Here is a 22,211-nt window from a genome sequence, read left to right on the forward strand (position 1 = left end):
TTCAAGACAATACTGCGTCAAGCTCACGAAGCAGGGTTTGATACTTCCCCGGATTCTCAGTTTGTAACCGTTCCAAATTCATAAGCTTCCATCGAATCGCCGGAAGATTACGAATGGCCGGTGACCCGATGAGGTTCCAGTCCGGCCTGAATGTATGAAAGGACTTAAGAAAGAGCTTAGATGTTTCATCCAGGCGGGAGCTAATCTCCGCAACCAATTGCTCTCGGGTTGCGAGGAGCATCTCCAAGGAGGTATCGCTAACCGTCATTCCGACAAATTCTCTCTCGAAGGCTTGCCTTATGTCCTTCAATCGGGGTTGCAGGAGTTCGTGCACTGGACGATTGTGGCTCAGAATGTATGCGAGAAATGTCTGGTAGAGAGTTTTGTCGATCCCTTCATTGGCAAGCAGATGTCGAACATCGAATAGATCCCGAGGATGCTGGCGGTCGAGTGCAGCTACCAGTTTCCCTGCATAGAGATCGGCAAACGAAACGACTTGGATTTCAGCGAAGCCGAATTGCTCCTCTACGATGGGCCGGACTGTTTTCAACTCCGTGGGATGAACAGTGCCCCGAAGTACGGGAGTGACTTCAATCTTGATTTGGGCGTTTCTTTGACGAACAAGGACGAGGGTGCCGTCCGCGTTAGCGCTGTCGGTGACGACGCCATCTGGGATCGCTTTACGAATCTTCTGGGCAATACGGCCCAGGGCAGATCGTATCCCGATAAGCGATGTCTCTCGGTCCTCAATCGACAGATAAACCAGGTCGATGTCCACCGAAAGGCGAGGCATGTCGCGAACGAAAAGATTGATTGCTGTTCCGCCCTTGAGAGCAAAGCAAGTCTCGGTCGCCACATAGGGCAATACACGGACGAGTAAGGCTACTTGTGCCTTGAAAACCTCACTGGCCATCGTTGCTGCCTCCAGGGTGAAATAGTTCCATTGGAAGCGTGATCTGATAGCGCGAGTCGAAGTGGCCTTGGGGAACCAGTTGACGCTTTCCTTTCCCGAGATCGACGGCAGACAGATCCAGATGTTTGAACCAGGCATGTCCATGTCTGTCTGCGTACCAGAGGAAGAGCCGCTTTACCTTTACACTCTTGCATTCCCGCAGGAGCTTCCCCAGCAGTTGAGGACGGAGATTGGCCAGACCTTCCATGACGACATCGACTTGATGAAAGCTCTCGTGATGCGGGAGTTCATCGATCGTCTCCAGGATTGCTCGTTCGGGAGCTGACATGGTCAGCGACCATTCCCAGGGGCTCGTGGATTCCGCATCCTTTAGCGATCCTGATGCTTCGCCGGAACGCAGATCGTAACGCTTCGCTTCAACGCCGCTATTGGAGTTTGCAAACAGTCCAAAAGAGCGGGTTTCAAACTGAGCGGATATCGGGAGCTTGGCAAGCCAGGATGGAAGCCCCGACCCGTACAAGTAAACTCGCGAAGTGTCGCCAGCTTCGATGTAATGAGCATAGCCAGACAGTTCGACTGCCGTTCGTCCGCCGACGTGAAGTGGCTTGTGCATGACCTGCTGGAGGGAGAGCACAACAACATCCCATCGCAGCGAGGCCTTGGTAAGTTGGCTTGGCCGCCGGTAAACGCGGGGACCTATTCTTTCGAGCCAACCCCGGTCCACATAGTCTCGTATCGATGAGCGGGATATCCCCTGGGTTTGGAGCCAGGCGCTATCCGCCAAAAAGCCCTCCGGCAGACTCAGGAGTAGGTGGTTTAGTCGAGATGATCTTTGTGCGTCCATGACGCACATATTCATACATGCATAAACCCCATGTCAAGTTCACAAGATCCCATGATTGTGCGCCATGAACGCACACAAGGGGCCATACAGCAAACCCAACCTCCCAAAGCCATCTAGCTGGAATGGGCGATCTACAGTCCTAAGCCAACTACCTCGGCAAGACTGTTGACACAATCAATCGGGCTGTCCGCCCACGGATCAGCCCGATTACCCGATGATGAATTTGGCAGCATTTTGGCAGCAAATGCTGCCAAAATGCTGGTTTTACCGGTTTAACCAACTCATAACCACTGTATCGTCAATAGCTTAGGTTCCGACCCACATCATGGCATGGAAGAGGTCATCGGTTTGATCCCGATCAGGTCCACCAAACAACCCCATCAAAATGAACAACTTCCAAACTCAGACCTCTTCTTTTTAGAGGGGCAAAGGTGCAAAAGGGTGTTGAGACTTTAACACCCTTCCCGGAAGCAGTAGTTCAACCAGCTTCGTGTTGGCGTCTCGCTTCGTCTGCGAGACGGCGTGAGTGTATGTCTCACGCGTGGTGCGACTATTCGCATGCCGCAGCAACTCCTGGGCCACTTTTATATCCGTCCCGAGAACTCGTACCAGGGATCCGAGCGTATGCCGCAGTTTGTGCCAGCCGATGATCTTGCCTGTGATCCCAGCACGTTCGAGCGTTCGATGTTTACGCTGGAGACGACTACAAGGTCAGCAACCGTCTCACGCTGAACTATGGCGTGCGTTGGAGCTACCCTGGCACTGTAAACGATGATCGCAACTCGATCTACAACTTCACGCCACAGCGCGGCTACTTCAAGGCTCCGCTGTATGACAAGAACCTGGGCAATGTCGCACCACGCGTCGGCTTTGCCTTTACGCCGTTCAATAACTCCACGGCAACTGTCATTCGCGGCGCCTACGGCTGGTTCTACGATCAGCCTACGGTAGGCCAGTTTGTTTACAACAGCGTCGGTAATGGTGCCAGCGCCGGCATCTTCGGCAGCCCAGGTGATGCGAATGCTGCCATCAACGTCTCCAGCAGCACCTATACCCTCGGCACCTCGACCTTCCCGGCCGGCGTGAGCTTTGGAGCGAATGGTCAGCCCACCACGTCGCTGGGCATTCTTGCCATCAACCCCAACTACCGTGCTGCGTACATGCAGAACTACAACGTGAACGTCGAGCAGCAGCTAGCGCCGAACACTCTCCTGACCGTTGCGTATGTGGGCAGTGGTGGTCGCCGTCTGGCGTACGTCGCCGATCTGAACCAGATCCCGGTTACAACGAACGCAGCAGCCCGAGTTCGACCGTACGCCGCACAGTATCCCTACCTGACGGCCATCAACCAAGTGAACAGCGGAGCTACCTCGAACTACAACTCGCTGCAGTTCTCGCTGAAGCAGGCACAGTGGCATGGTCTTTCGGCTACGGTGTATTACACGTGGTCCAAGTCGATGGATGATTCGTCAAGCGCCACCACGCCTATGAACAGCCTAAACCTTCGCCAGGACTGGGGCCTGTCGACCTTCGACGTGCGCAACAATGTGTCTGGCTTCGCCAGCTACGCTGTTCCGCACTTCACAAGCCGCGCTCCTCGCCTGACGCAGGGCTACCAGGTAAACGCGCTCTACTCGTTCGCAGGTGGTACACCGGTCAATATCCTTGCCGGGACCAACACCAGTGGATCGGGCGAGGCCAGCCGTGATCGTCCGAACCGCACCGGAGGCGTGCTCCCTTATGTGACTCGCGTCACCACGTCGACTGCTACCTCGCGTTCGTACTCTTACCTGAATAAGGCGGCATGGACCGCTGCTCCAGCCGGTACCTTCGGCAACGAGCGTCGCGACAGCATCGAGGGTCCCGGCTTCGGCGATGTCGACATGTCGTTCTTCAAGCGCACACCGATCACGGAGCGTATCAGCACGGAACTTCGTGCCGAGATCTTCAACGTCGCCAACCAGTCGAACTTTGCCAACCCCAGCGGTACGCTCACGTCATCGGCCTTCGGTGTTCTGTCTGCAACGCGTAACTCCTCCTCGGCCCCTGGCCTGGGAGCGGGCGAGCCACGCAACATGCAGTTCGCCTTCAAGGTCAATCGCATGTCAGCTAAGACCTGCAGATTGCAGGAAACGGCTGTCACTCAGCACGGCCAGCCTCGTTCATACCTTTCGCGAGAACCTCGATGAGTGCATCGGCCTGTCTTCGTCATTTGAGAACGTCAGGGGAGTTTTGCTTTCCAGAAGCTGACTTAATCGAAGGGCGGAGGCGGGCCGGCGGTTGATGAGACTGCACGTTGTGCGGTTACTGAAAAATCGGGTTAGCTAATTCGTGTGCGGCGGTTGAGCTCACTCAACTGATGATGGCGCTGCGGGATGACATGGAATGCACAGGCCTGGAAGATTAGCTGGCGGAGGAAGTCCACGGGATGTTGCTGTTGTGCGTCGAGACGAATAAGCTTCCCCACATGCGCTCAAATTATCTGCTCCTGCTCGCCGTTGCTCTCTTTCCCCTTGCTTGTTTTGCTCAGGATATGCCGGGCATGAGCGGAATGGAACATCATCACCACCACGACGCCGCGGAGCTGGGCAAGCTGGGAGAGGTGCACTTCCCGATTTCGTGTCTGAAGACGACGCAAGCTCCGTTCGAGCGTGGCATCGCGCTGTTGCATTCCTTTGGTTATACCGAAGCGGAACAGCAGTTCACCGAACTCACCCTGAGTGATCCGAAATGCTCCATGGCTTACTGGGGCGTCGCGATGACGCACTACCAGGAGATTTGGGGACGTCCCGATGAGAAGGCATTGAAGCAGGGTACCGAAGCGATGACCAAGGCGGGATCTCTTGCAGTTACGGAAAAAGTGACACCCCGCGAAAGGGCCTACATCGACGCACTCAACGGCTTTTTCGTGGCAGTACCCAACGGCTTCCAGACGGCGGCCGACGGTTACGCCGCGAGTATGAAGGCTCTTCACGCGACCTACCCCGACGACATTGAAGCAGCCGCCTTCTATGCGCTCGCCGTGCTTGCCAGCGAAGCCCCCGACGACACCTCGCTCGACAAGGAGCGCACCGCACTCGCCGTCCTGCTGCCCCTTTTCCAGACTCATCCTGAGCACCCTGGACTTGCCCACTACATCATTCATACCTGCGATACGCCGAAGCTCGCAGCGCAAGGTCTTGATGCAGCAAAGGTCTACGCCAAAATCGCACCTTCCAGTGCCCATGCCCTGCACATGCCCGGGCACATCTTCGCCCGTCTCGGCATGTGGCCCGAGGACATCGATTCCAACGAGAAATCGGTGGCCGCTTCCAATAAGGCGATTGCAGAAGGGCAGCCCGGCGGCGCGCATCAGATGCACGCGGAAGAGTTCCTTATCTATGCCTACCTTCAGGTAGGAGAAGACGAGAAAGCCCGCTTACTCACATCGAACATGCAAGGTGTCGGCGAACGCATGGCGGCCATGCCAGGCATGGATGACATGAAGACCGGCGGCCGCCACTTCACCAACGAGATGAACGGTATCTTCGCGCTTGAACTGCACGACTGGAAAGGCGCGGGAAAGCTGGAGCCGCAATCCGGGTCCAACGGGATGGAGTCGGCCACGACGTGGTGGGCCAACTGCATTGGTGCAGCTCGTTCCGGCGATAAAGAAGCGGCACGCAAAGCTTTGGAGAAGATCGACACGCTGCTGGAAGAGATGAAGAAAAGCCCACGAGCCTACATGGTCGAAGGTGCATTCGTTCCGCGAAACGAAATGGCAGCGTGGTCTGCCTACGCGGATGGCAGCAGGGAAGAAGCGATTACGCTCATGCGGAAAGCCGCTGATCGCCAGGACCTGACAGGTCAGAATGAAGTCGACATCCCCGCGCGGGAGATGCTGGGTGACCTGCTGATGCTCGAGAACGAACCGCATCAGGCCATTGTGGAGTATAAGACTGCACTGATGCTGAGCCCGAATCGACTGAACGGTTTGCTGAGTGCAGGCGAGGCGGAAGAAAGTGTCGGCAATAAGCCGGAAGCGGAGAGATATTACGCAGTGGCTGCAATAAACACTCACGCGGGGGTGGACAGCAAACGGCAAGACTTGCAGCATGCGGTCAGCTTTGCGCCAAAGGCCTCGCATCTGGGGATAGGAGACCACGCAGCCCAACCTGCCGGCGCAGATTAGGATCAGTCCCGGTGGTACGCGCTTCTCGTCAGTGTGATCTCAGTGAGTGCTAATCGCCAATGCACTCATCGAGCCGCTTGTTCTGGATGAGTGACTCGGCCTGATCTCGCCAGTTGAAAATGTCTGGGTTGGATGTTTCTGAAAAGCCGATTTCTAAGTGCCCATCCGTGTAGGGCGTATGATCGGCGCTGTGAAAAGGCTCAAACTTTATCACTTCTTTTTGGTCAGCCTTGTCCTCTTGGCACTAGCTGTGCTTTTCACGCGCGAGCGGCTTGAACGGGCGTTTATCGCGGCCTCGATCTATCACGCCCACATCATAACGCCACCGAGTGCCCTGGCCGGTTCTTCCCGAGCGCACCGCTTGAAAGAGAGCGCTCAACTTTACTGGGACTTCGCCGAGATCCCGATGGCTCGTGCAAAACGGCTACAACTGCTGGATCCGACGCTGAAGCCTCTTGTCCGCGAGATGAGCAGACGGGAAGCCGCGGGAGAAGATATGCAGATCCCCCTGCATACGTACCGCGAAATCCGGTGGCGAGAGAACTTTACGCCTGATCTCACAGCGACCCGGACAAAAATCGACGCACTTCAGCGCAGCCTTGCCACTACGGAACCTCAAAGGCTTACCGTAAGCGACCAACAGGACGCGGATGGCAGTTGGGCGCAAGGTATTGATGTTTGGTATCTCAAGCTCTACTACTCGGTAAATAAATTAGAGGCTTGTCGAGAGGCGCCACCGCACCCGCTACTCTACATGAACCGGATCAGCTCTCCGAGCGGACTGTGTCGATTAGTAACGATGAACGCGCCTTTCGTTAGAAACATTCCCAGGACTGGCGCTAAATTGGCAATGCGCTTTAGTGAGCGAGCTTAGGGGGTGAAAATGTGCATCGGCCTGTTCTCGCCAATTGGGACCAATACGTTGACACTGATCATTTTGGCTGTCCTAGTCGACTGCCTGTATCGGGCTTTCCGAAGTGAGTGCATCCACTCGCGACAAGAACAGCTTCAAGATAGACGAGCTGTTTCCCTTGCGATAACCAACGGAAAGATCGATTGTCGGTCCCGCACATTCAAGTGGACGCGTTGTCACAGCAGCGGGAAGAAAAGTCTTTGCATAGTGCGGTAAGAGCGCCACACCACCCGTCGAAGCAATGAGGGACATGACGCCGCCCAGGTTGTCCACTTCGTAGCTTGGTTTGATCTCGATCCCGTTGTCATGCAGAAATCTGTCAATCGTGCGGCGCAACGCGGGTTGTTTTCCTGAGATGCTGAGAGCAGTTCCGGAAACACTGATGAATCTTTCGCAGGCGATCTCCTGAAGGGTGATCGTCTCTTTGGCGGCAAGTGGATGTTGCGATGGCAGGAAGACCTTAAAATGCTCCTCGATCAAGGTCCGGAAGACTATGTCATCGGTTCCATCTTCTCTACGGAGAAAGGCGATGTCTATGCCTCCGTGTAGTAAAGCGACGGCGAGTTGGGGGGAGTTTTGCGTAGAAATGACGACGTGAATATTTGGCAACTCATCGCGGATGAGCTTAAGGGCTGCCGGGAGCCAGGTCGTATCATGGCCGATCATGAAGCCCATAGAGAGTGAGGGGATCGTGGGATAGGCGATCTGCCGAGCCGACTGTACCGCCGCTTCGGCTTGCGACAGCATGACCCGTGCGTGGTCGAGAAATACCCGACCTGCAGGTGTCAGCTCAACACCCTTCGCGCCCCGGATGAAAAGCGGGGTGCCTACCTCGTCCTCGAGATCACGAATCTGGCGGCTCAGGGAGGGCTGCGTTGTATTTAGCTTTTCTTCTGCCGCGAGCTTCAAGCTTCGCGCTTCGGCGACCGCAACGAAGTAACGGAGATGTCTGAGTTCCACGTGTCACCTCTGCCTGAAAAGCATACCCCCTGAGCTTACAAAGCAATGTTATCGGATTCGATTGGCGAGTATGTTTTGAGCAAGTTCTTCTCTTTTCGGGGAACAATTCGCCAAAAGGAAACGAAACACATGGCTCAGTCACTCAAGGGAAAGGTTGCGCTCGTCACGGGAGGTTCGCGTGGAATCGGTGCAGCCATTGCAAAGCGTCTAGCAGCCGATGGAGCCAGAGTGGCGATTACTTATGCTAAGGACGCCAACTCGGCAACGGATGTGGTTAAGGCAATCGAAGCGGCGGGAGGAAAAGCACTCGCAATCCAGGCAGACGCCGCAGAGCCTGAAGCTGTGCAAGCCGCTGTCGAGAAAGCTGTCGCCGCGCTGGGCAAACTTGATGTGCTTGTAAATAACGCGGGCACGGCCATTCCAAAGCCGTTCGTGGACACAACGCTAGAAGAGATGGATCACGTCATCAACCTGAACATACGCGGCATGTTCGTCACCACCAAGGTAGCGCTGCAACACATGAACGATAACGGCCGGATCATCATGATCGGTTCGTGCGTTGGCGAACGAAATTTGACGCCTGGGCTGGCCGCGTATGCTGCGACCAAGGGCGCTGTGAAGATGTTTGCGCAAAGCTTGTCCAGAGAAGTAGGCAGCCGCGGCATTACGGTGAACAATGTGCAGCCAGGCCCGATCGATACGGATCTCAATCCTGCTTCCGGTGACTGGGCGACTCCTCAGAAAGCGGTAACAGCACTGAACCGGTATGGTCATGTCGATGAGGTCGCTGCTCTGGTGGCTTTTGTCGCCAGCCCTGAAGCGGCATACATCACCGGCGCAAATCTCACAGTTGATGGCGGGACAAATGCCTGAGCCGATGCCACTTCAAGGGAAGATTGCTCTCGTCACTGGTGCTTCGAGAGGGATCGGCCGCGCGACGGCGGTCGCGCTTTCAGAGGCTGGGGCACACGTTCTGATCCACTATGGCCGGTCGGCCCGAGAAGCAGAGTCGCTTGTTGCCGAAATCAAGGCTAAAGGAGGGCGGGCAGATGCCGTGTCCGCCGATCTGGCGACCCCTGACGGACCGGCTTCGCTCGCACAACAGGTGCGGTCCCTCGCCAGTGACCGGTTGGATGTGCTGGTGCTTAACGCAGGAGTCAGTAAGGCGGCCCGCATTCCGGACTATACAGCCGAAGACCTCGATCTACTCTTTGCGACCAACGTGCGAGGCCCGTTCCTGCTGGTACAACAACTCCTGCCCATCCTGGGTGATGGCTCAAACGTTACCGTGATCACTTCGATCGGTGCCCGTTCTGTTGTTGGCCAACCCGGAGTCGATAACCCCTCAATACTTGCCTACGCGTCTACCAAAGGTGCGCTTGAAACCCTGGTGAGGAACTGGGCTGCGATCCTCGGGCCGGGAGGTATCCGCGTTAACGCAGTTGCGCCTGGTGTCATCGACACCGACATGTCGAACTTTACAAAGACCGAGGCAGGACGTGAAATCGCGCTTGGAATGCAAGCGCTCAAACGGATCGGCAAGCCTGAAGATGTCGCCGATGTTGTCGCGTTTCTTGCGTCTGATGGAGCACGCTGGATTACAGGAGCGAGTATTCCAGTTGATGGCGGCACGAAGCTATAGCCGTTCAAGCGAGACGCGAGTATTTTCCCAGATGACGACACATCGCCAATGCGCATTTCGAGGCTGCTTGGCTCTGGAAACGCACACCGCCCTGTAGACTTCGAATGGCAACGCGCGGTCACGCGGCCCATTCATCGAATTGGCGAATGACTTGTATGAGCTTGCATCCCAACAGGATGAGAGAGCCCCACAATATGAAGGGGACCCCATAGAGTAGAAGGCGCTTGCGTGAATGGTCTGCCTCAAACACTCGTACCTTCACGACGGCGTATACATATGCAATCACGTATGGAGCTCCCAGAATGACCGCATTTCAAGCGGAGGCGGATATACACAAAGCCGTGACTGCCTTTTGCGAGGCTACGGTCAACATCGCTTCAGAGAAGGCTAACGGCGGTTGCATGATGGCCGCCGCTGCGCTTGGACAGTCGGAACGAGTAACGGAGATCCGTTCTTACACAGCGAAGGGCCTGACCACAACCGCTGATCTCTTCGCGAAACGTTTCGAAAAGGAGATGAAGGCGGGACACCTGACTCGCACTCCATCTGCCAGGGTGCGAGGCCGTTTGCTCGTTGACTTGCTGCAAGGTTTGCAGCTTCGCGCCAAGATTGATATCGCGCGCGAACAATTGCTGGAAGATATCCGAAGCTATGTGCCGCTGATTCTTGGCGGATAAAGCTACGCACTTCTTGCGGGAATAGTTCTGAACGAGTGCTAAATCGCTAGTCACTCTCCGACGTGTGCTGGCCTCAAAACGTGCGATGGCCTGTTCTCGCCATGCCACCTCGTTCTTTGAGTTGTTAGGTACTGCTCTACCTCATCGTTTGTCAGGAGGCATACGGAACGTGACCCATTCGATATCAAGGGAGGGAAGCCGCGGTTATGCGGAATGCTCCTCGTCTTAAGCGCCTTGTCAAAATTTTGCGATGAGACTGATACCGCCCACCAACAGGATTCCGCCTATGATGCGACCCGAGTTCAGTGGGTGAGGTTGCATCCTGAACCAGCCGAAATGGTCGATGAGCAGCGAGGTGATTAGCGCAGCAGTGACGGTGAAGCCTACGAACGGCCCAGCGCCCACTCTGTTGACCAGCGTAAGGCCGGCGTAGACCTGCACGGCTCCCACTAGGCCTCCAACGACTGCCCACCAGGGCAGTTCAGCCAGGTCTTTCTGGGTGGGTAGCGGGTGCGGATGGATCAACGAAGCGCCCGCGAAGAAGAAGGTAATCAGAGCGAATGAGATGGCGGACGCAAGCCACGGGTTCACGACATGCTTGTTGAGTTGGCCGTTCATGGCCGCCCCGCAACTCTGGAGCGCACCTCCGATGATGATGAATGGGATGATCCATCCGGCGTTCGCATTCATGAGACTCTCCTCTATGTTTAGTGTTTTGCAACCAGCACGTTCATTAGGATGGCTCCACCGAGAGCGGCAAAGAGTGCCACAGGCATCGCGACCGCACCCACTTTCAAAAACTTCCAGAAGCTCACCTCGAGCTTTTCTCCGCCTGCTTCTTCGCCCGAGTCCTTGCGAAGCGCGAGCAGCCACAGAATGGTAGCGAGAGACCCAGTGACCGAAAGATTGGGGCCAAGGTCCACGCCGATTAGAACGGCATTGGCGATCAGCCCCTTCGTATGAGCCGCTTGAATCGTGCCGCCTGCGATAAGACCTAGAGGGAGATTGTTCACGATGTTGTTCGCAGCCCCTACGACGAAGCCGACGACGAGCGCGCCCAGGTTCTGACCCGAGTGCGATGCCCAAGCGAGCCACTGTTGTGTGAGGTTCAAAGCCCCCTGACTCTCGACAGCATCGACCATGACAAAAAGGCCAGCGACTAACAGAAGTGTTGACCAGCTAATCTCGCGAGCAAGCTTGGTGGGATTACTTTTTGCCTTGATGGAGACGACAGCGGTAATCACAAAAGCAGCAAGGCACGTAGGCAGTCCCAAGTCCTTCTTGAGTGCAGAAGCCGTCAGAAGCACGGCAATCATCAGGGCAAGACCGGCTAGGACCAGCTTGCCGTTTACGCTGAGTTCCACACTGTCAACTTTGCACTCGATACTCTTCGAGAGATCATCGCGGAAAAGAAAGCGCATGATGAAAAAGGTTGCGATGATTGACAGCAGGGACGGAACTCCGAAGTCTGCCAGCCACGTACCAAGCGGGGGCATCCTTGCATGGAAAACCACGAGATTCGCCGGATTTGAGATCGGGAGCACGAAGCTCGCGGCGTTCGCAATCAAGGCGCAGACGAACAGGTACGGAAGCGGTGAGACCTTTGCCTTGCGTACCGCTGTCAAAATGGCGGGCGTCAACACAACCGCGGTCGCGTCATTCGACATAAAGATGGTCACGAGCGTTCCCACCCCATAGACCAGCAGGAACAGACGCGAGCAACTCCCTTTGGCTCCGCGCACCGCCACAGACGCCAACCAATCGAAGACACCGTGCTCCCGCGCCAACTCGCTGAGCAGCATCATGCCAATCAGAAACAAATAAACATCACTGCCTTTGGCAACGGCTTGCCCCGCCAACTTCAGCGGGACGAGCCGCAGTACGATGAGAAGAAGTGCTCCGCCAGAGATCCACCAGACCTCGGGGATTCCACGCGGGCGCGTCAGCATAAGGGCAATGCTGACGGCGACGATCAGAGGCAGAAGTACGTGTGCCATGTCCGTCGGAATCATCACCACTTCTGCCCGTTCTTATTGGGTCCGAGTTGAGTTCCGAGAAGACCATGCTCAGGCCACGCCTCAAGTGCATTGTCCTGATCGCACTCCTGGGACTTCCGTTCCGTGCGCTGACCGACGGCGAGCCGAATCTCGTCGCTCGCCACTTTTCCGTGCGCATCCTTGAACGACACCTTCAAAGGATGAGTTCCTTCACTCGGAGTCGGCAAGTCCGCCTCCCAAACATGGCTGTCGCCTACGCGCGTCATTGCCTGCGTCTGGCCGCCCAGATCGGCGGTCGCCTCCAGTGCCTCCGCTTCGCTCCAGAACTTCGCTCGAACTTTCATGATTTGTTGCGGGACCTCACTGGACTCTGTCAGAAGCCGTTCGTCACTCGGCGAGGTGATGATGGTGATGGGCAGTTTGCCCAACTCTACGAATCGCCAGCTTACGATGTTGCCGTCAAGATTGGTGACTGAAAAGCCGACTGGCCCCTCTTCAATTTGTCCCGTAGAGCGCGTGGCAGAGTAGAGTGTCCGGCCATCGTTGGCTATCTCGTTGTAGTGGGTGTGGCCCATATCGACCAAGCGAACATCATAGTCGCGGACGAGACGGCTTACCTCGCGTCCACCGATTTTAAGATCACTCGGGTAGCAGTGCAACAGGAGGACCTTAGCCTGCTCCTTCTTCGTCGCCAGTACCAACTCATCTTCCACCCAATTCAGTTGTTCCTTCGACACAGTGAACGAGGGAGGCTCAGGCACGTCGAAGGCGTTCATTGCCAGAAATCGTGTGTCTCCCACCGTGAAGGCATAGTGAGTTTCTTCCGACATCGCTTCCTTGAAGTTTGCGAAGCTCTTTTGATGAACATCATGATCGCCGATGATGGCGCACCAGGGTACTGCGAGACGGTCCAGTTCGCCACGGACGACTGCGTAGGCGGTGCGGCTACCGTCGTCGGCTACGTCTCCGGGCAAGAAGACGAAGCTCACAGAATCAGCGAAGTCTCGATTGACCTCATTCACGATCTCCGCCAGGTCGAGGTGGTTCTGCTCGCCGGCCTTGGTCATGTGAAGATCGCCAAGGTGAATCCAGCTAACTACACCGGCAGCGTCGGGCGAGTTTGGTTGGAATGGACGTTTCGATGCGAGAGTGCTCATGCTGGAATCTCCTGGGTATCGAGTGGGGGGGATGCGTTCTTGTCTGGTTCGTTCTCGTCCGTCAGAGTCTCGGGAATCGCCGTCCACAGCAATGCAAACGCCAGGACGGCGATGGCTCCCAAAGACAAGAAAGAGACTCGGTAGCTGAAGTGCTGGATCAGCTTCCCGCCAAACGTCGTGCTGAGAGCTGCGCCGAGCCCGACTGCTGTTGCGAGACTGCCTTGAACGAGATTGAAGCGTCCCGTGGCACGAGTTCTGTCCGCCACTACGAGGATAGAGACAACACCAAAGACTGCGTTTGCGACGCCGTCGAGCAGTTGGATTGCGATTAGGCTCTCCGTTTTGTGAGTGAGGGTATAGAGAAGTGCGCGGATCGGAAGCACTCCGAAGCCGACCAACAGCAATGGCTTCCGGCCATGCAGGTTAGCGAATCGTCCAATGGCTGGGGCGAAGCACATGATGACTGCCTGAGTCACGATGATGCAGGCTGACATAAACGGAGCTGCAGAAGCCCGCGAAGTATGCGAAAGCATTTCGCCTAATTGCGGCAACATCGCCGCATTTGCAAAGTGGAAGAGGAAAGCACAGGCAAGAAAGACCAGCAAAGCCCGGTCTCTAAGCAGCGTATTCATCACGGAGACTCTCGCAGCGACTTCCTTCCCTTCTACCTGAATAGCTCCTCCACGGGCGAGGTCATAGTCAATGTCCTTGCTCCTGATCGCCCAGATGGCGAGCACCGTTGGAATAGTCAGCACAGCAGCCGTGATGAAGATAGCTCGGTTTCCGAAGAAGAGACTCATGCCAGCAACCAGAAGCGCGCACGCCACGTTACCAGCCGAGTTGAAGGATTGATTTTTCCCAAACTGACGATCGAAGAAGGACACGCCGACAATTCCCATGGTGACGGCAGCAAGTGTCGGTCCCAGAAATGGCCCAGCACCTCCGATGAGCACTTGAGAGGTATACACCGCCCAAGGCGCAGCGGTGATGCTCAGCAGGATAGCTCCTACGGCGAGAACGGCTGAGGCCAATATGAGAATCAGTCTCTTCGATCTGAGTTGATCGACAATCGCGCCAGCCGGAGCCTGTAGAACAACAGTGATGATACCGCCGATGGTCAACGCCATGCCGACTCGTCCCGGCTCCCAACCGGCTCCCGCAAGGTAGGCAGCGAGAAACGGCCCGAGGCCGGTCTGCACGTCGGCGAGAAAGAAGTTCGTCGCCTCAAAGGCGTGGATGCTTCGTTTCTTGCTGGGATCGATTTCCGTAGCGTTGACCATCGGTGACAACTTTCCAGAAATTAAGCACTTTTGAGTTGCAGGTTCTTGTGGCCACTCTCAAGCTTGAGGGAACCATGTTGCTTCACATGAGCGAGAGCTTCCGCAGCTCGTGCAAATTCAAGGGCCTGATGATAAGCGCGAGTTTTGAACGTCTTGGTGGCGCTATTGCGTGCGCTTTGATAGATCCCGGTCAAAATGCTGGAGTGCTCCTCTTCTTCTCCCCAGTGCTCATTCGCCCTTCGTGTCAGTTCGTCGAACTGCTCAGTGATCGACTCTTTGAGTTCGGCAGAGACGCGTACGATGCCAGAGACCTCGCCAGCCAAGACCGCGAAGCTGAGATGCTCCGATGCTCGGAGAAGATCGGCAGCGTCTTTGGTGTGTCCGTCTTTGATCGCTCGCTGAGCTAACGCGGTAAGTTCGGGAACTGCATCCGTCGCAGACGACTTTGAGCTGTGGCGGAGCACTGCTATGCGCCCCATGTGTTCATAGGCACGGCGCAGATCTTTCGCTTGGTGATGCTTTTCGTGGTGATGGCTGGCGGCCTTCTTAGCGGCCTTCTTGGCGGCCTTCTTTGCAGCCTTCTCGGCTGACTTCTTCGGAGGTGGCATAAAGTAGTTCCTTCTTTCTCTTGATAAAGGGTTCGATGCCGTTGCAATTCGGCCCATTGAACAGGCGGCCTGATTGCCACAAGCTGGTCTGTCATAGCTCCGTTCGGATGCGTGGCCATAAAGGTCGCGCGCATCCGGTCAGGATTGGGATACAGCGGGAATCGGAGGCAGTCTCAGTTTTGAGGTGGCGGTGGAGGGGCCATTCCGTCCGGCGGCGGGGGTGGTGCTGCTCCGCTCGGAGGCGGAGAAGGAGGCCCAGCTTCGAACCCGGGCGGCGGCGGTGGAAGTCCGTCTGGGCCTGTCGGTGGAGGGGGCGCATCAAGAGTCGCTCCACACGGCGCGGGTGCGGCGCCTCTGTTTCTGCGTCGTTGCGCGGGTGCGGGAGGTGCCTGTGGCGCGCCCGGTGGCGGTGGTGTCGCCCCTTCAGCCAGAGGCCCCGGAGCGGACGCATTTGCTGCAAAGGTTTGATCGTTAAGCCGGACGGTTGCCGCTTCGACTAAAGACTGTCCCTTGATCTCTGACTTCGTGCCGGTCACTGTTATCTTTTGGCCCTTGCGAACGGCGGGGCCAAGTTGCCCACCGAGTCCGGGCTCCAGATCAACGACGCTGCCATTCTGGAGGTACAAGCTGCGTACCTCTCCGCCCGGACCGGCATTGAATGCACGGACGCGAGAGGATTGAGTGACGGTGGGGAGTTGCTGCAAAGTAAGCGCTGTCGCGGCATTTGGCGGAACAGCGGGAGGCGCTGGTGGCGTGGAAGCTGGACTCTGTGCAAATGCCACAGAGCTTAGTGCAAGCCCGATTGCGGTGATTTTAAGGGAAGATGGAATGTTCATCGGCAATACCTCTACCTGTCATAGGGCAAGCGGCGTGCCAATTCTCCTAACCGCCGAAGTCCTGCAATAACTGCACATTTGGGGGTGCCGAGACTTCGGAAGCCCCCAGTGTATGACCACAATTCGCTCACCTGCTGTGCGGATTACGTACAGATCGTTCTCAATCGCAGAGGCTCTGAGCATCTGATCTTCGTAACAGCCACCGAAAACAGGCACGATACCGATGGTGGCCAAGTTGCATACCATAACAACAGGTGCTCGATAGAGGTTCCAAAAAGCAGGACAAGAGAGGAGCAGAATGCCGAAGACATTTTGGAGAAGCCTTCGTTCACGCATCTTGTTGCTCGTCGTTCTGACGTTTCTCTTCCTCGCAGCCGCCGCCATTAGTTTGTTTACGTTTCTCCGCAATCGCCATGCAGAAACGCTCTCCCTGACCGAGCATCATCTTGTCAGCGTGGCGGCCAGTCTCGCACGCAACTACGCCGACCATCGGACGGCAGATAATTCACTGCTATTGATTGAACCGGGGCCCCCTCCTCCGCCTCCACCACCCATGGGCGCACCTCCGCCTCCCGGTCCCCCTCAACGTAAAGGACGCCCCTTTCCCAAGCCCGATCCTCTCAAGGAGATCTCGACAGAAACCTTGGAGCGCGAGGACGGCGTCGAAGGAGGGTTTTACGCCGCCAGAGCAGATGCTCTTATTGGCTATGCCTTCCCAACACACGAGGGACCAGGTGCGGAGAAGGGTATGCCGGAGAGAGAACGGCCCACCATTGAGAATCTCGCGCGTGAAGCGGTAGCGGCAAACGCTATCAAGACCTTTCGCTTTGAGGGGCCGCACGACGCCATCCTATTCGTAGCGGCTCCGATCCATGAGCCGTCACAGACGGGTCAACCCGCCGAGACTACCGATGAAGTTACTGGCGCTGCCTGGCTTATGGAGCGTCTGCCCGGGATCGAGGGGGGCAAGAACCGAGAACTCTTATTTGGAAGTGTCGGCTTCGGCATCGCCGCGCTGATGACCGCGCTGCTCGCGGTATTCGTTACAACTGAGATTCGCAGCGGAGTGAACATTGTCCTTCAACGATTGGGTTCAATGGAGGGCGGCTTGCCGGCAGCTCGTGAGCAGTTGCAGGGCCGTCCGCCGCTCGAAGAATTCGACCGCGTTCTCCACGGTATCGACTCGCTGGCTTTCGCCCTGCAAGAGAAGATCGAGAACGAGCGGACGTTGGAATCTCAGGTGCGTCACAACGAACGGCTCTCCGCGTTGGGGCAGTTTGCCGCTGGTATCGCGCATGAGCTTCGCAATCCACTGGGAACGATCAGAATGCGGACGCAGATGTGGCAGAGATCTACTGACGCGGAAGCAGCCAAGCGGAGCAGCGCGGTGATCCTCGAAGAGATTGACCGCCTAGATACAATCATCAGCCGTCTCCTTTATTTCGCCAGACCGATCCAACTCCAACTCCAGACTGTCTCGCTCGATGACCTATGCGCGGTCACTGCCTCGACATGGGCGGACAAAGAAGCGGCTAAAGGTGTCCAGATTATCTGTAAGCCAACAGACCAAGTTGTCGTCACGGCAGACCGAGGGCGGCTATTGCAGGTATTCGACAACCTCATGGAGAACGCCGTTTATTCGGCATTGCATTCCGCCGAGGAGGGCGGAACCGTAACGATCAGCACAACCCTTGATGCTGAATTTGCCCGGATCGACTTTGCGGACGACGGGCGGGGGTTCACGCCAGCAGTTCTAAGTCATGCGATGGACCCGTTCTACACCACTAAAGACACAGGAACCGGACTTGGTCTTTCCATCTCCTTTGAGATTGTGCAGGCTCACGGAGGCGAGTTACTTCTTGCCAACCGCGATGGTGGAGGAGCCGTAGCCTCAGTCCGGCTTCCTCTGAATAAAGATGATCGCGATACGCTAAGACAGGCGGATGAAGAGGCAGGACAAGATGTCTGAAGTGCTCATCGTCGACGACGATCACAACTTTCGTGAAACGCTGCGGGAACTGCTGTCGGATGCCGGATATCAGACACGCATCGCAACGAATGCTGAAGAAGGGATCGCCTTGCTTCAGACGACGACCCCCGACCTTACGCTCTGCGATTGGAAGATGCCCGGTGGAGGAGGAGAGCAGTTTCTCAAGAGTCTCCAGTCCGAAGGGCTGCTGACCACGATGCCTGTCATCATTCTCACCGCCCATGGCACCGGGCCGAACGCGATGCAGGCGATGCAGCTTGGCGCCTATGACTTCATTACAAAGCCTCTCGACATCGACTTGGCCCTCGCCACCGTCGCACGCGCAGTCCGTCACATGGAATTGCAGCGCGAGGTTGAAGTCTTAAGACAGCAACGGTTCAGAGACAGCTCTCTCGAAGACCTTATTGAATCTGACGAAGGGTCGAAGCCTCAGCTCATCGGCAACTCGCCGGCATGGATTGAAGTCTTCAAGAATATCGGCAGAGTCGCCGCCACCGACGTTGGAGTCCTGCTGCTGGGAGAATCTGGCACAGGAAAGGAAGTCGTTGCACGCGCGATTCACCAAAACAGCGCTAGAAGCCGTCGTTCGTTCATCATCCTCAACTGTGCAGCCTTGCCTCCCGAGTTGCTGGAGTCCGAACTCTTCGGACATGAACGCGGTGCCTTCACCGGCGCAGTCGCGCAGAAGCGCGGAAAGTTTGAAGCCGCAGATGGCGGAACGATCTTCCTGGATGAGATCGGAGAATTGCCGCTGTCGCTTCAGCCCAAGCTCTTGCGCGTGCTGCAGGAGCACACCTTCGAGCGGGTCGGCGGAACGGCTTCCATACATGCAGCTGTCAGGGTCATTGCCGCAACGAATCGTCCGCTGGAGGATGATGTCGAGCAGAAGAGCTTCCGTGCTGATCTGTTCTATCGCCTGAACGCCTTTACGGTTCGGCTCCCGCCACTGCGAGAACGCCAATCCGACATCCTTCCATTAGCAGAGTATTTTCTTGCGCGCTACGCTCAACGAAATCAACTCGCCGCGACTGGCCTAGCTGCCGATACGGTTGTGGCCTTGCAAAACTACTCTTTCCCCGGGAATGTGCGGGAACTAGAGCATTTGATCGAACGAGCTGCCGTCAAGGCCGGGGGCCGGGCAATCACAGCCGAGCTCATACAGGAAGAACTAGCGAGAGAGAAGAGTGCCGCGCCGGGCATTTTCGACGCTCAGGCTGCCGAAGCACTGCCTTTCCACGAGGCGGTCGCCAGGTGGGAACGCCATCTTCTTGAACAAGCATTGAAGGCATCCCACGGTAACAAGTCGGATGCCGCGCGCAGGTTGGGAATCCACCGGCGGTTGCTCTATGAAAAGCTCACTCAACTGGGAATGCTTTCGTCTTCGGCATTTTGAGGTCAAAAGGTCGTCTGAAATAAAGTGCCTTGAGATTGATAAATAGTAAAAAGCTGTCTAGTAGCCTCCGAATCGTGCGATTAGGCTCCCCTTATTAAGGAGTGATAATGGCCGATGCACTAAGTGAGCGAGCTTAGGGGCTGGAAACGTGCAACTTCCTATTCTCGCCAGTTGAGATCGGCATTGTTAAACTCAAGCCGACTTGTTAGGATTGCTCCGGCCACATCTTAGGTCTACTGGGTCGGCCTGCGCCGAAGACGACCGCGCAGAGCCCTTCTGGGCTGCAGCGATTTTGAGCTACTTTGCCGCATCCGGATAGAGGCCTTCGAGTGGCTTATCGGGGACGATACCGACGGGGAGGCTTGGGCGGGGAAGCATGTCGTCGCGCATGGCGGTGTTGTAGAGAAAGATGGCTTCGACCACTGCGGCCTGCTTAAGGTCCGGCTCGCTGAGATGCTCGTACGTATCGAGATTCGAGTGATGGGTGCGGCTCTGGTAGTCGCGTTGCACTTGCACAAAGCCGAAGCCGGGAAGGCCCGCCATCTGGAAGGACGCATCATCAGAGCCCGCGCCTGACTGCATGGAGATGGAGGTGACGCCGAGGTCGGCGAGAGGTTTCATCCACTCCGCAAAGATCGTGGCGGCTCCCTGGTTTCCTTGTGTACCTACGCCGGTAATTCGTCCGGAGCCAGAGTCCAGGTTGAAGTACGCATCAAGGCCGGCTGCCTCGGGCTTGAGGGTGGGCGGAGCGCTCGTGGGGCGCATGGCTTGCGGTAGGTTGGCATCTCCCTTGCTGTCGGAGGTATGCAGGGTCGCGAAGTGGCGTTGGACGTAGCCCAGCGAGCCAAGGATTCCCTGTTCCTCGCCGCTCCAGAGCGCGATGCGAATGCTGCGGCGTGGCTGTATGTGCAGCGTGCTGAGAATGCGCATGGCTTCCATGGCGACGATGGCGCCAGCGCCGTTGTCAGTGGCGCCGGTGCCGGCGATCCAGCTATCGAGGTGGCCGCCGACCATGACAACCTGGTCTCTAAAACCAGGGTCGATGCCAGAGATCTCCGCGATGGTGTTGTAGCCTTTGGTGTGTTCGTCGCCGAAGCGCGTGTTTACGTCGATCGTCACACTTGTCGGTACATGCTGGTCGAGGAGCCGTCCCATGCGGTCGTAGGCTTCGTCGGAGATGACCTCTTCGGGGATGGGCTGTTTGTGGTCGGGTAGGTACACAAACCATCCCATGGAGTAGTTGGAATCGTCGTGGAGAGTGCCGCCGGACCCGCCTGGCTCTAGAAGAGCGACAGCGCCTTCTGCAGCAAAGAAGTGAGCGGCTTTTTCGAGGAAGGTTTTGTGGGTGAAGATCGGTTCAATTGGTCCATACGAGGAGTTGGCGAGACGATCCGGCTTTAGGAGGGAATACGGAAGAACAGGAGGACTGCCGGGTTTATAGAGCTCCATCGCCGGGACGTTGTCTGGGTCGACAGAAGGATTCTCGGGTGCTTCTCCATAGAGGATGACTTTGCCCTTGAGCTTGCCTTTCCACTGCGCGAAATCGGCTTCGCTGTTCAAGCCGGAAACCATAATTACGTCTGCAGTGACAGGGCCAGGAGTGGCGGGCGACCAAGGGGTGGCCTGAGCTAGAAGAATGGATGCGGAGGGCTTCACCAGCGTGAGCGAGGCGTTCTGTTGGGTCCAAGCCATACCGAACTCGCCCCAGCTTTCGAGGTGGGCGTCGCTCAAGCCCATGGCTGCGAGTTGACTCCGGGTCCACTCGTTGGCGCGTGCCATGGCGGGCGAACCGGTGAGGCGGGGGCCTATGTCATCGAACAGGGCGCCGGCATACTCCATGACATGAGAGTGATTGAAGCCTTCGTCGCGGATGCGGGAATACATGTCGAGGTCGAGGTGCTCGGGTTCAGCCGGGGCGATGACTGCGGCTGATTTCCCTCTATGCTGGCCTCGCGCTGCGATAGGTGCAGCCAGTATCAAGGCAAAGGTGAGCACAAACCGGCGAGAGCACATGCATAAAATTGTAAGTCTTGTAGCAGAGCAGAGGGCCGAAGATCGTCGCGAGATCGTCCGCGCCAGCAGTCGACACACTTAGCTTCCCGTGCGCACATTGCCGAGACTTTAGTTTGTCCGAGTCGCCAGTCCTTAAGAGTTGTCAGAGGCTGTCGAAGAGAGTGGCTTCATTAGCTGCGACTGCGGTCCCTGGATCAACACAGGTTGCCGTCATGGCTTCAGGGTTGAATGGCCTTAGGAGGTCGATCGGCACTCGATCTTCAGTGAGCCATCGTGCGTACTCGCTGGATTTGAGAATCACCGGCATTCGATTGTGATATTGCTCCAGTAAGGAATTCGGATCGGTCGTGATGATGGTGAAGCTGTGCAGCTCGGTCTTATCGATGGGGTTCGTCCAGCCGCTCCAGAGACCGGCAAAGGCGAACGGCGTACTTCCTCCTACTAAGAACTCGTACTTGGGATTACCCTTCTTCGCGATGTGCTTCCACTCGAAAAACGAGTCGGCCGGTACCAGGCATCGTTTCGCCTCAAGAGAATGCCGCCACATGGGAGCCTTCTCGACGCCTTCGGCTCGCGCGTTGAACGTGATCGGCGGAAACTTGTCGCCCTTGTGAAAGAAGGGAATGAAGCCCCACCGGGCGAGCTCCATCGATGAAGCGCCTTCTTCGTCTGCTCGGATGATCGGTTGAAAGGTCGTCGGTCGAATGTCATCGTTGGGCTCAAGGATGAGCGAGTCTAAGCCCGGACCGTTGACGTGAAAGGCTTCCGCAATCTTCTGTTTGTCCGACTTACGTCGATAGCGACCGCACATCGCGTA

General features: G+C 56.6%; 20 protein-coding genes. 8 read left to right on the forward strand and 12 right to left on the reverse strand.

Translation table 11 applies throughout. From position 1 onward, the window contains the following. Nucleotide 1: 1 nt before the first annotated feature. The 3 genes from OHL20_RS10010 to OHL20_RS10020 all read right to left on the reverse strand — a co-directional run bounded on the left by OHL20_RS10010 (nt 2) and on the right by OHL20_RS10020 (nt 2,420). Nucleotides 2-913: a nucleotidyl transferase AbiEii/AbiGii toxin family protein gene (locus OHL20_RS10010; RefSeq protein WP_263383046.1), complete on the reverse strand. Its 912-nt coding sequence runs from the start codon at nt 911-913 to the stop codon at nt 2-4. Next, nucleotides 903-1,772 (reverse strand): type IV toxin-antitoxin system AbiEi family antitoxin domain-containing protein, encoded by an 870-nt coding sequence (locus OHL20_RS10015; protein ID WP_317890947.1) that lies wholly within the window; start codon nt 1,770-1,772, stop codon nt 903-905. The genes OHL20_RS10010 and OHL20_RS10015 overlap by 11 nt, the downstream gene beginning before the upstream one ends. A gap of 402 nt (nt 1,773-2,174) precedes the next feature. After that, nucleotides 2,175-2,420: a tyrosine-type recombinase/integrase gene (locus OHL20_RS10020; protein WP_317890983.1), complete on the reverse strand. Its 246-nt coding sequence runs from the start codon at nt 2,418-2,420 to the stop codon at nt 2,175-2,177. A gap of 65 nt (nt 2,421-2,485) precedes the next feature. Here OHL20_RS10020 and OHL20_RS10025 point away from each other — a divergent pair, with 65 nt between their 5' ends. The 3 genes from OHL20_RS10025 (at nt 2,486) to OHL20_RS10035 (ending at nt 6,802) form a co-directional block, all read left to right on the forward strand. After that, nucleotides 2,486-3,946, forward strand: coding sequence for a hypothetical protein (locus OHL20_RS10025; protein ID WP_449555757.1), 1,461 nt, complete (start codon nt 2,486-2,488; stop codon nt 3,944-3,946). A gap of 239 nt (nt 3,947-4,185) precedes the next feature. Continuing rightward, nucleotides 4,186-5,928, forward strand: coding sequence for a tetratricopeptide repeat protein (locus OHL20_RS10030; RefSeq protein WP_263383049.1), 1,743 nt, complete (start codon nt 4,186-4,188; stop codon nt 5,926-5,928). Nucleotides 5,929-6,106: 178 nt separating this feature from the next. Further along, complete coding sequence (locus OHL20_RS10035) at nt 6,107-6,802, forward strand: hypothetical protein (protein WP_263383050.1); 696 nt, start codon at nt 6,107-6,109, stop codon at nt 6,800-6,802. Between the two features lie 72 nt (nt 6,803-6,874). Here OHL20_RS10035 and OHL20_RS10040 read toward each other — a convergent pair whose 3' ends face one another. After that, complete coding sequence (locus OHL20_RS10040) at nt 6,875-7,801, reverse strand: LysR family transcriptional regulator (RefSeq protein ID WP_263383051.1); 927 nt, start codon at nt 7,799-7,801, stop codon at nt 6,875-6,877. Nucleotides 7,802-7,930: 129 nt separating this feature from the next. On the opposite strand from OHL20_RS10040, the gene OHL20_RS10045 reads away from it, so the two are divergent. From OHL20_RS10045 to OHL20_RS10055, 3 genes are all read left to right on the forward strand, one after another. Next, the gene (locus tag OHL20_RS10045; RefSeq protein WP_263383052.1) at nt 7,931-8,674 is read left to right on the forward strand and encodes a 3-oxoacyl-ACP reductase family protein; all 744 of its coding nucleotides are present in this window, start codon (nt 7,931-7,933) and stop codon (nt 8,672-8,674) included. Next, nucleotides 8,667-9,443, forward strand: coding sequence for an SDR family NAD(P)-dependent oxidoreductase (locus OHL20_RS10050; RefSeq protein WP_263383053.1), 777 nt, complete (start codon nt 8,667-8,669; stop codon nt 9,441-9,443). Before OHL20_RS10045 ends, OHL20_RS10050 begins: the two co-directional genes overlap by 8 nt. 302 nt (nt 9,444-9,745) lie before the next feature. Further along, a complete protein-coding gene (locus OHL20_RS10055; protein WP_263383054.1) occupies nt 9,746-10,120 on the forward strand; it encodes a hypothetical protein in 375 nt (124 codons plus the stop codon). A gap of 237 nt (nt 10,121-10,357) precedes the next feature. Here OHL20_RS10055 and OHL20_RS10060 read toward each other — a convergent pair whose 3' ends face one another. The 6 genes from OHL20_RS10060 to OHL20_RS10085 all read right to left on the reverse strand — a co-directional run bounded on the left by OHL20_RS10060 (nt 10,358) and on the right by OHL20_RS10085 (nt 15,998). After that, the gene (locus OHL20_RS10060) at nt 10,358-10,810 is read right to left on the reverse strand and encodes a DMT family transporter (protein ID WP_263383055.1); all 453 of its coding nucleotides are present in this window, start codon (nt 10,808-10,810) and stop codon (nt 10,358-10,360) included. Nucleotides 10,811-10,827: 17 nt separating this feature from the next. Then, on the reverse strand, nt 10,828-12,132 hold the full coding sequence (locus OHL20_RS10065) for an arsenic transporter (RefSeq protein WP_263383056.1): 1,305 nt from the start codon (nt 12,130-12,132) through the stop codon (nt 10,828-10,830). After that, nucleotides 12,132-13,274, reverse strand: coding sequence for a metallophosphoesterase family protein (locus OHL20_RS10070; RefSeq protein WP_263383057.1), 1,143 nt, complete (start codon nt 13,272-13,274; stop codon nt 12,132-12,134). Before OHL20_RS10070 ends, OHL20_RS10065 begins: the two co-directional genes overlap by 1 nt. Beyond that, the gene (locus OHL20_RS10075) at nt 13,271-14,554 is read right to left on the reverse strand and encodes an MFS transporter (RefSeq protein WP_263383058.1); all 1,284 of its coding nucleotides are present in this window, start codon (nt 14,552-14,554) and stop codon (nt 13,271-13,273) included. Before OHL20_RS10075 ends, OHL20_RS10070 begins: the two co-directional genes overlap by 4 nt. A 20-nt stretch (nt 14,555-14,574) precedes the next feature. Then, nucleotides 14,575-15,162, reverse strand: a complete 588-nt coding sequence (locus tag OHL20_RS10080) for a hypothetical protein (protein WP_263383059.1) — start codon at nt 15,160-15,162, stop codon at nt 14,575-14,577. Nucleotides 15,163-15,335: 173 nt separating this feature from the next. Then, nucleotides 15,336-15,998: a hypothetical protein gene (locus OHL20_RS10085; protein WP_263383060.1), complete on the reverse strand. Its 663-nt coding sequence runs from the start codon at nt 15,996-15,998 to the stop codon at nt 15,336-15,338. 298 nt (nt 15,999-16,296) lie between these two features. Between OHL20_RS10085 and OHL20_RS10090 the strand changes: the two genes are divergently transcribed. Together OHL20_RS10090 and OHL20_RS10095 are read left to right on the forward strand one after the other, a co-directional pair. Continuing rightward, a complete protein-coding gene (locus OHL20_RS10090; protein WP_263383061.1) occupies nt 16,297-17,967 on the forward strand; it encodes a sensor histidine kinase in 1,671 nt (556 codons plus the stop codon). Further along, nucleotides 17,960-19,381, forward strand: coding sequence for a sigma-54-dependent transcriptional regulator (locus OHL20_RS10095; RefSeq protein WP_263383062.1), 1,422 nt, complete (start codon nt 17,960-17,962; stop codon nt 19,379-19,381). Before OHL20_RS10090 ends, OHL20_RS10095 begins: the two co-directional genes overlap by 8 nt. A gap of 297 nt (nt 19,382-19,678) precedes the next feature. Here the strand turns inward: OHL20_RS10095 and OHL20_RS10100 are convergent, their stop codons facing one another. Further along, nucleotides 19,679-21,394, reverse strand: coding sequence for a M20/M25/M40 family metallo-hydrolase (locus OHL20_RS10100; protein WP_263383063.1), 1,716 nt, complete (start codon nt 21,392-21,394; stop codon nt 19,679-19,681). A 142-nt stretch (nt 21,395-21,536) separates the two neighbouring features. Next, nucleotides 21,537-22,205: an SOS response-associated peptidase gene (locus tag OHL20_RS10105; protein ID WP_263383064.1), complete on the reverse strand. Its 669-nt coding sequence runs from the start codon at nt 22,203-22,205 to the stop codon at nt 21,537-21,539. Nucleotides 22,206-22,211: the final 6 nt, after the last annotated feature.

It is taken from the genome of Granulicella arctica (assembly GCF_025685605.1).
Classification (GTDB): domain Bacteria; phylum Acidobacteriota; class Terriglobia; order Terriglobales; family Acidobacteriaceae; genus Edaphobacter; species Edaphobacter arcticus.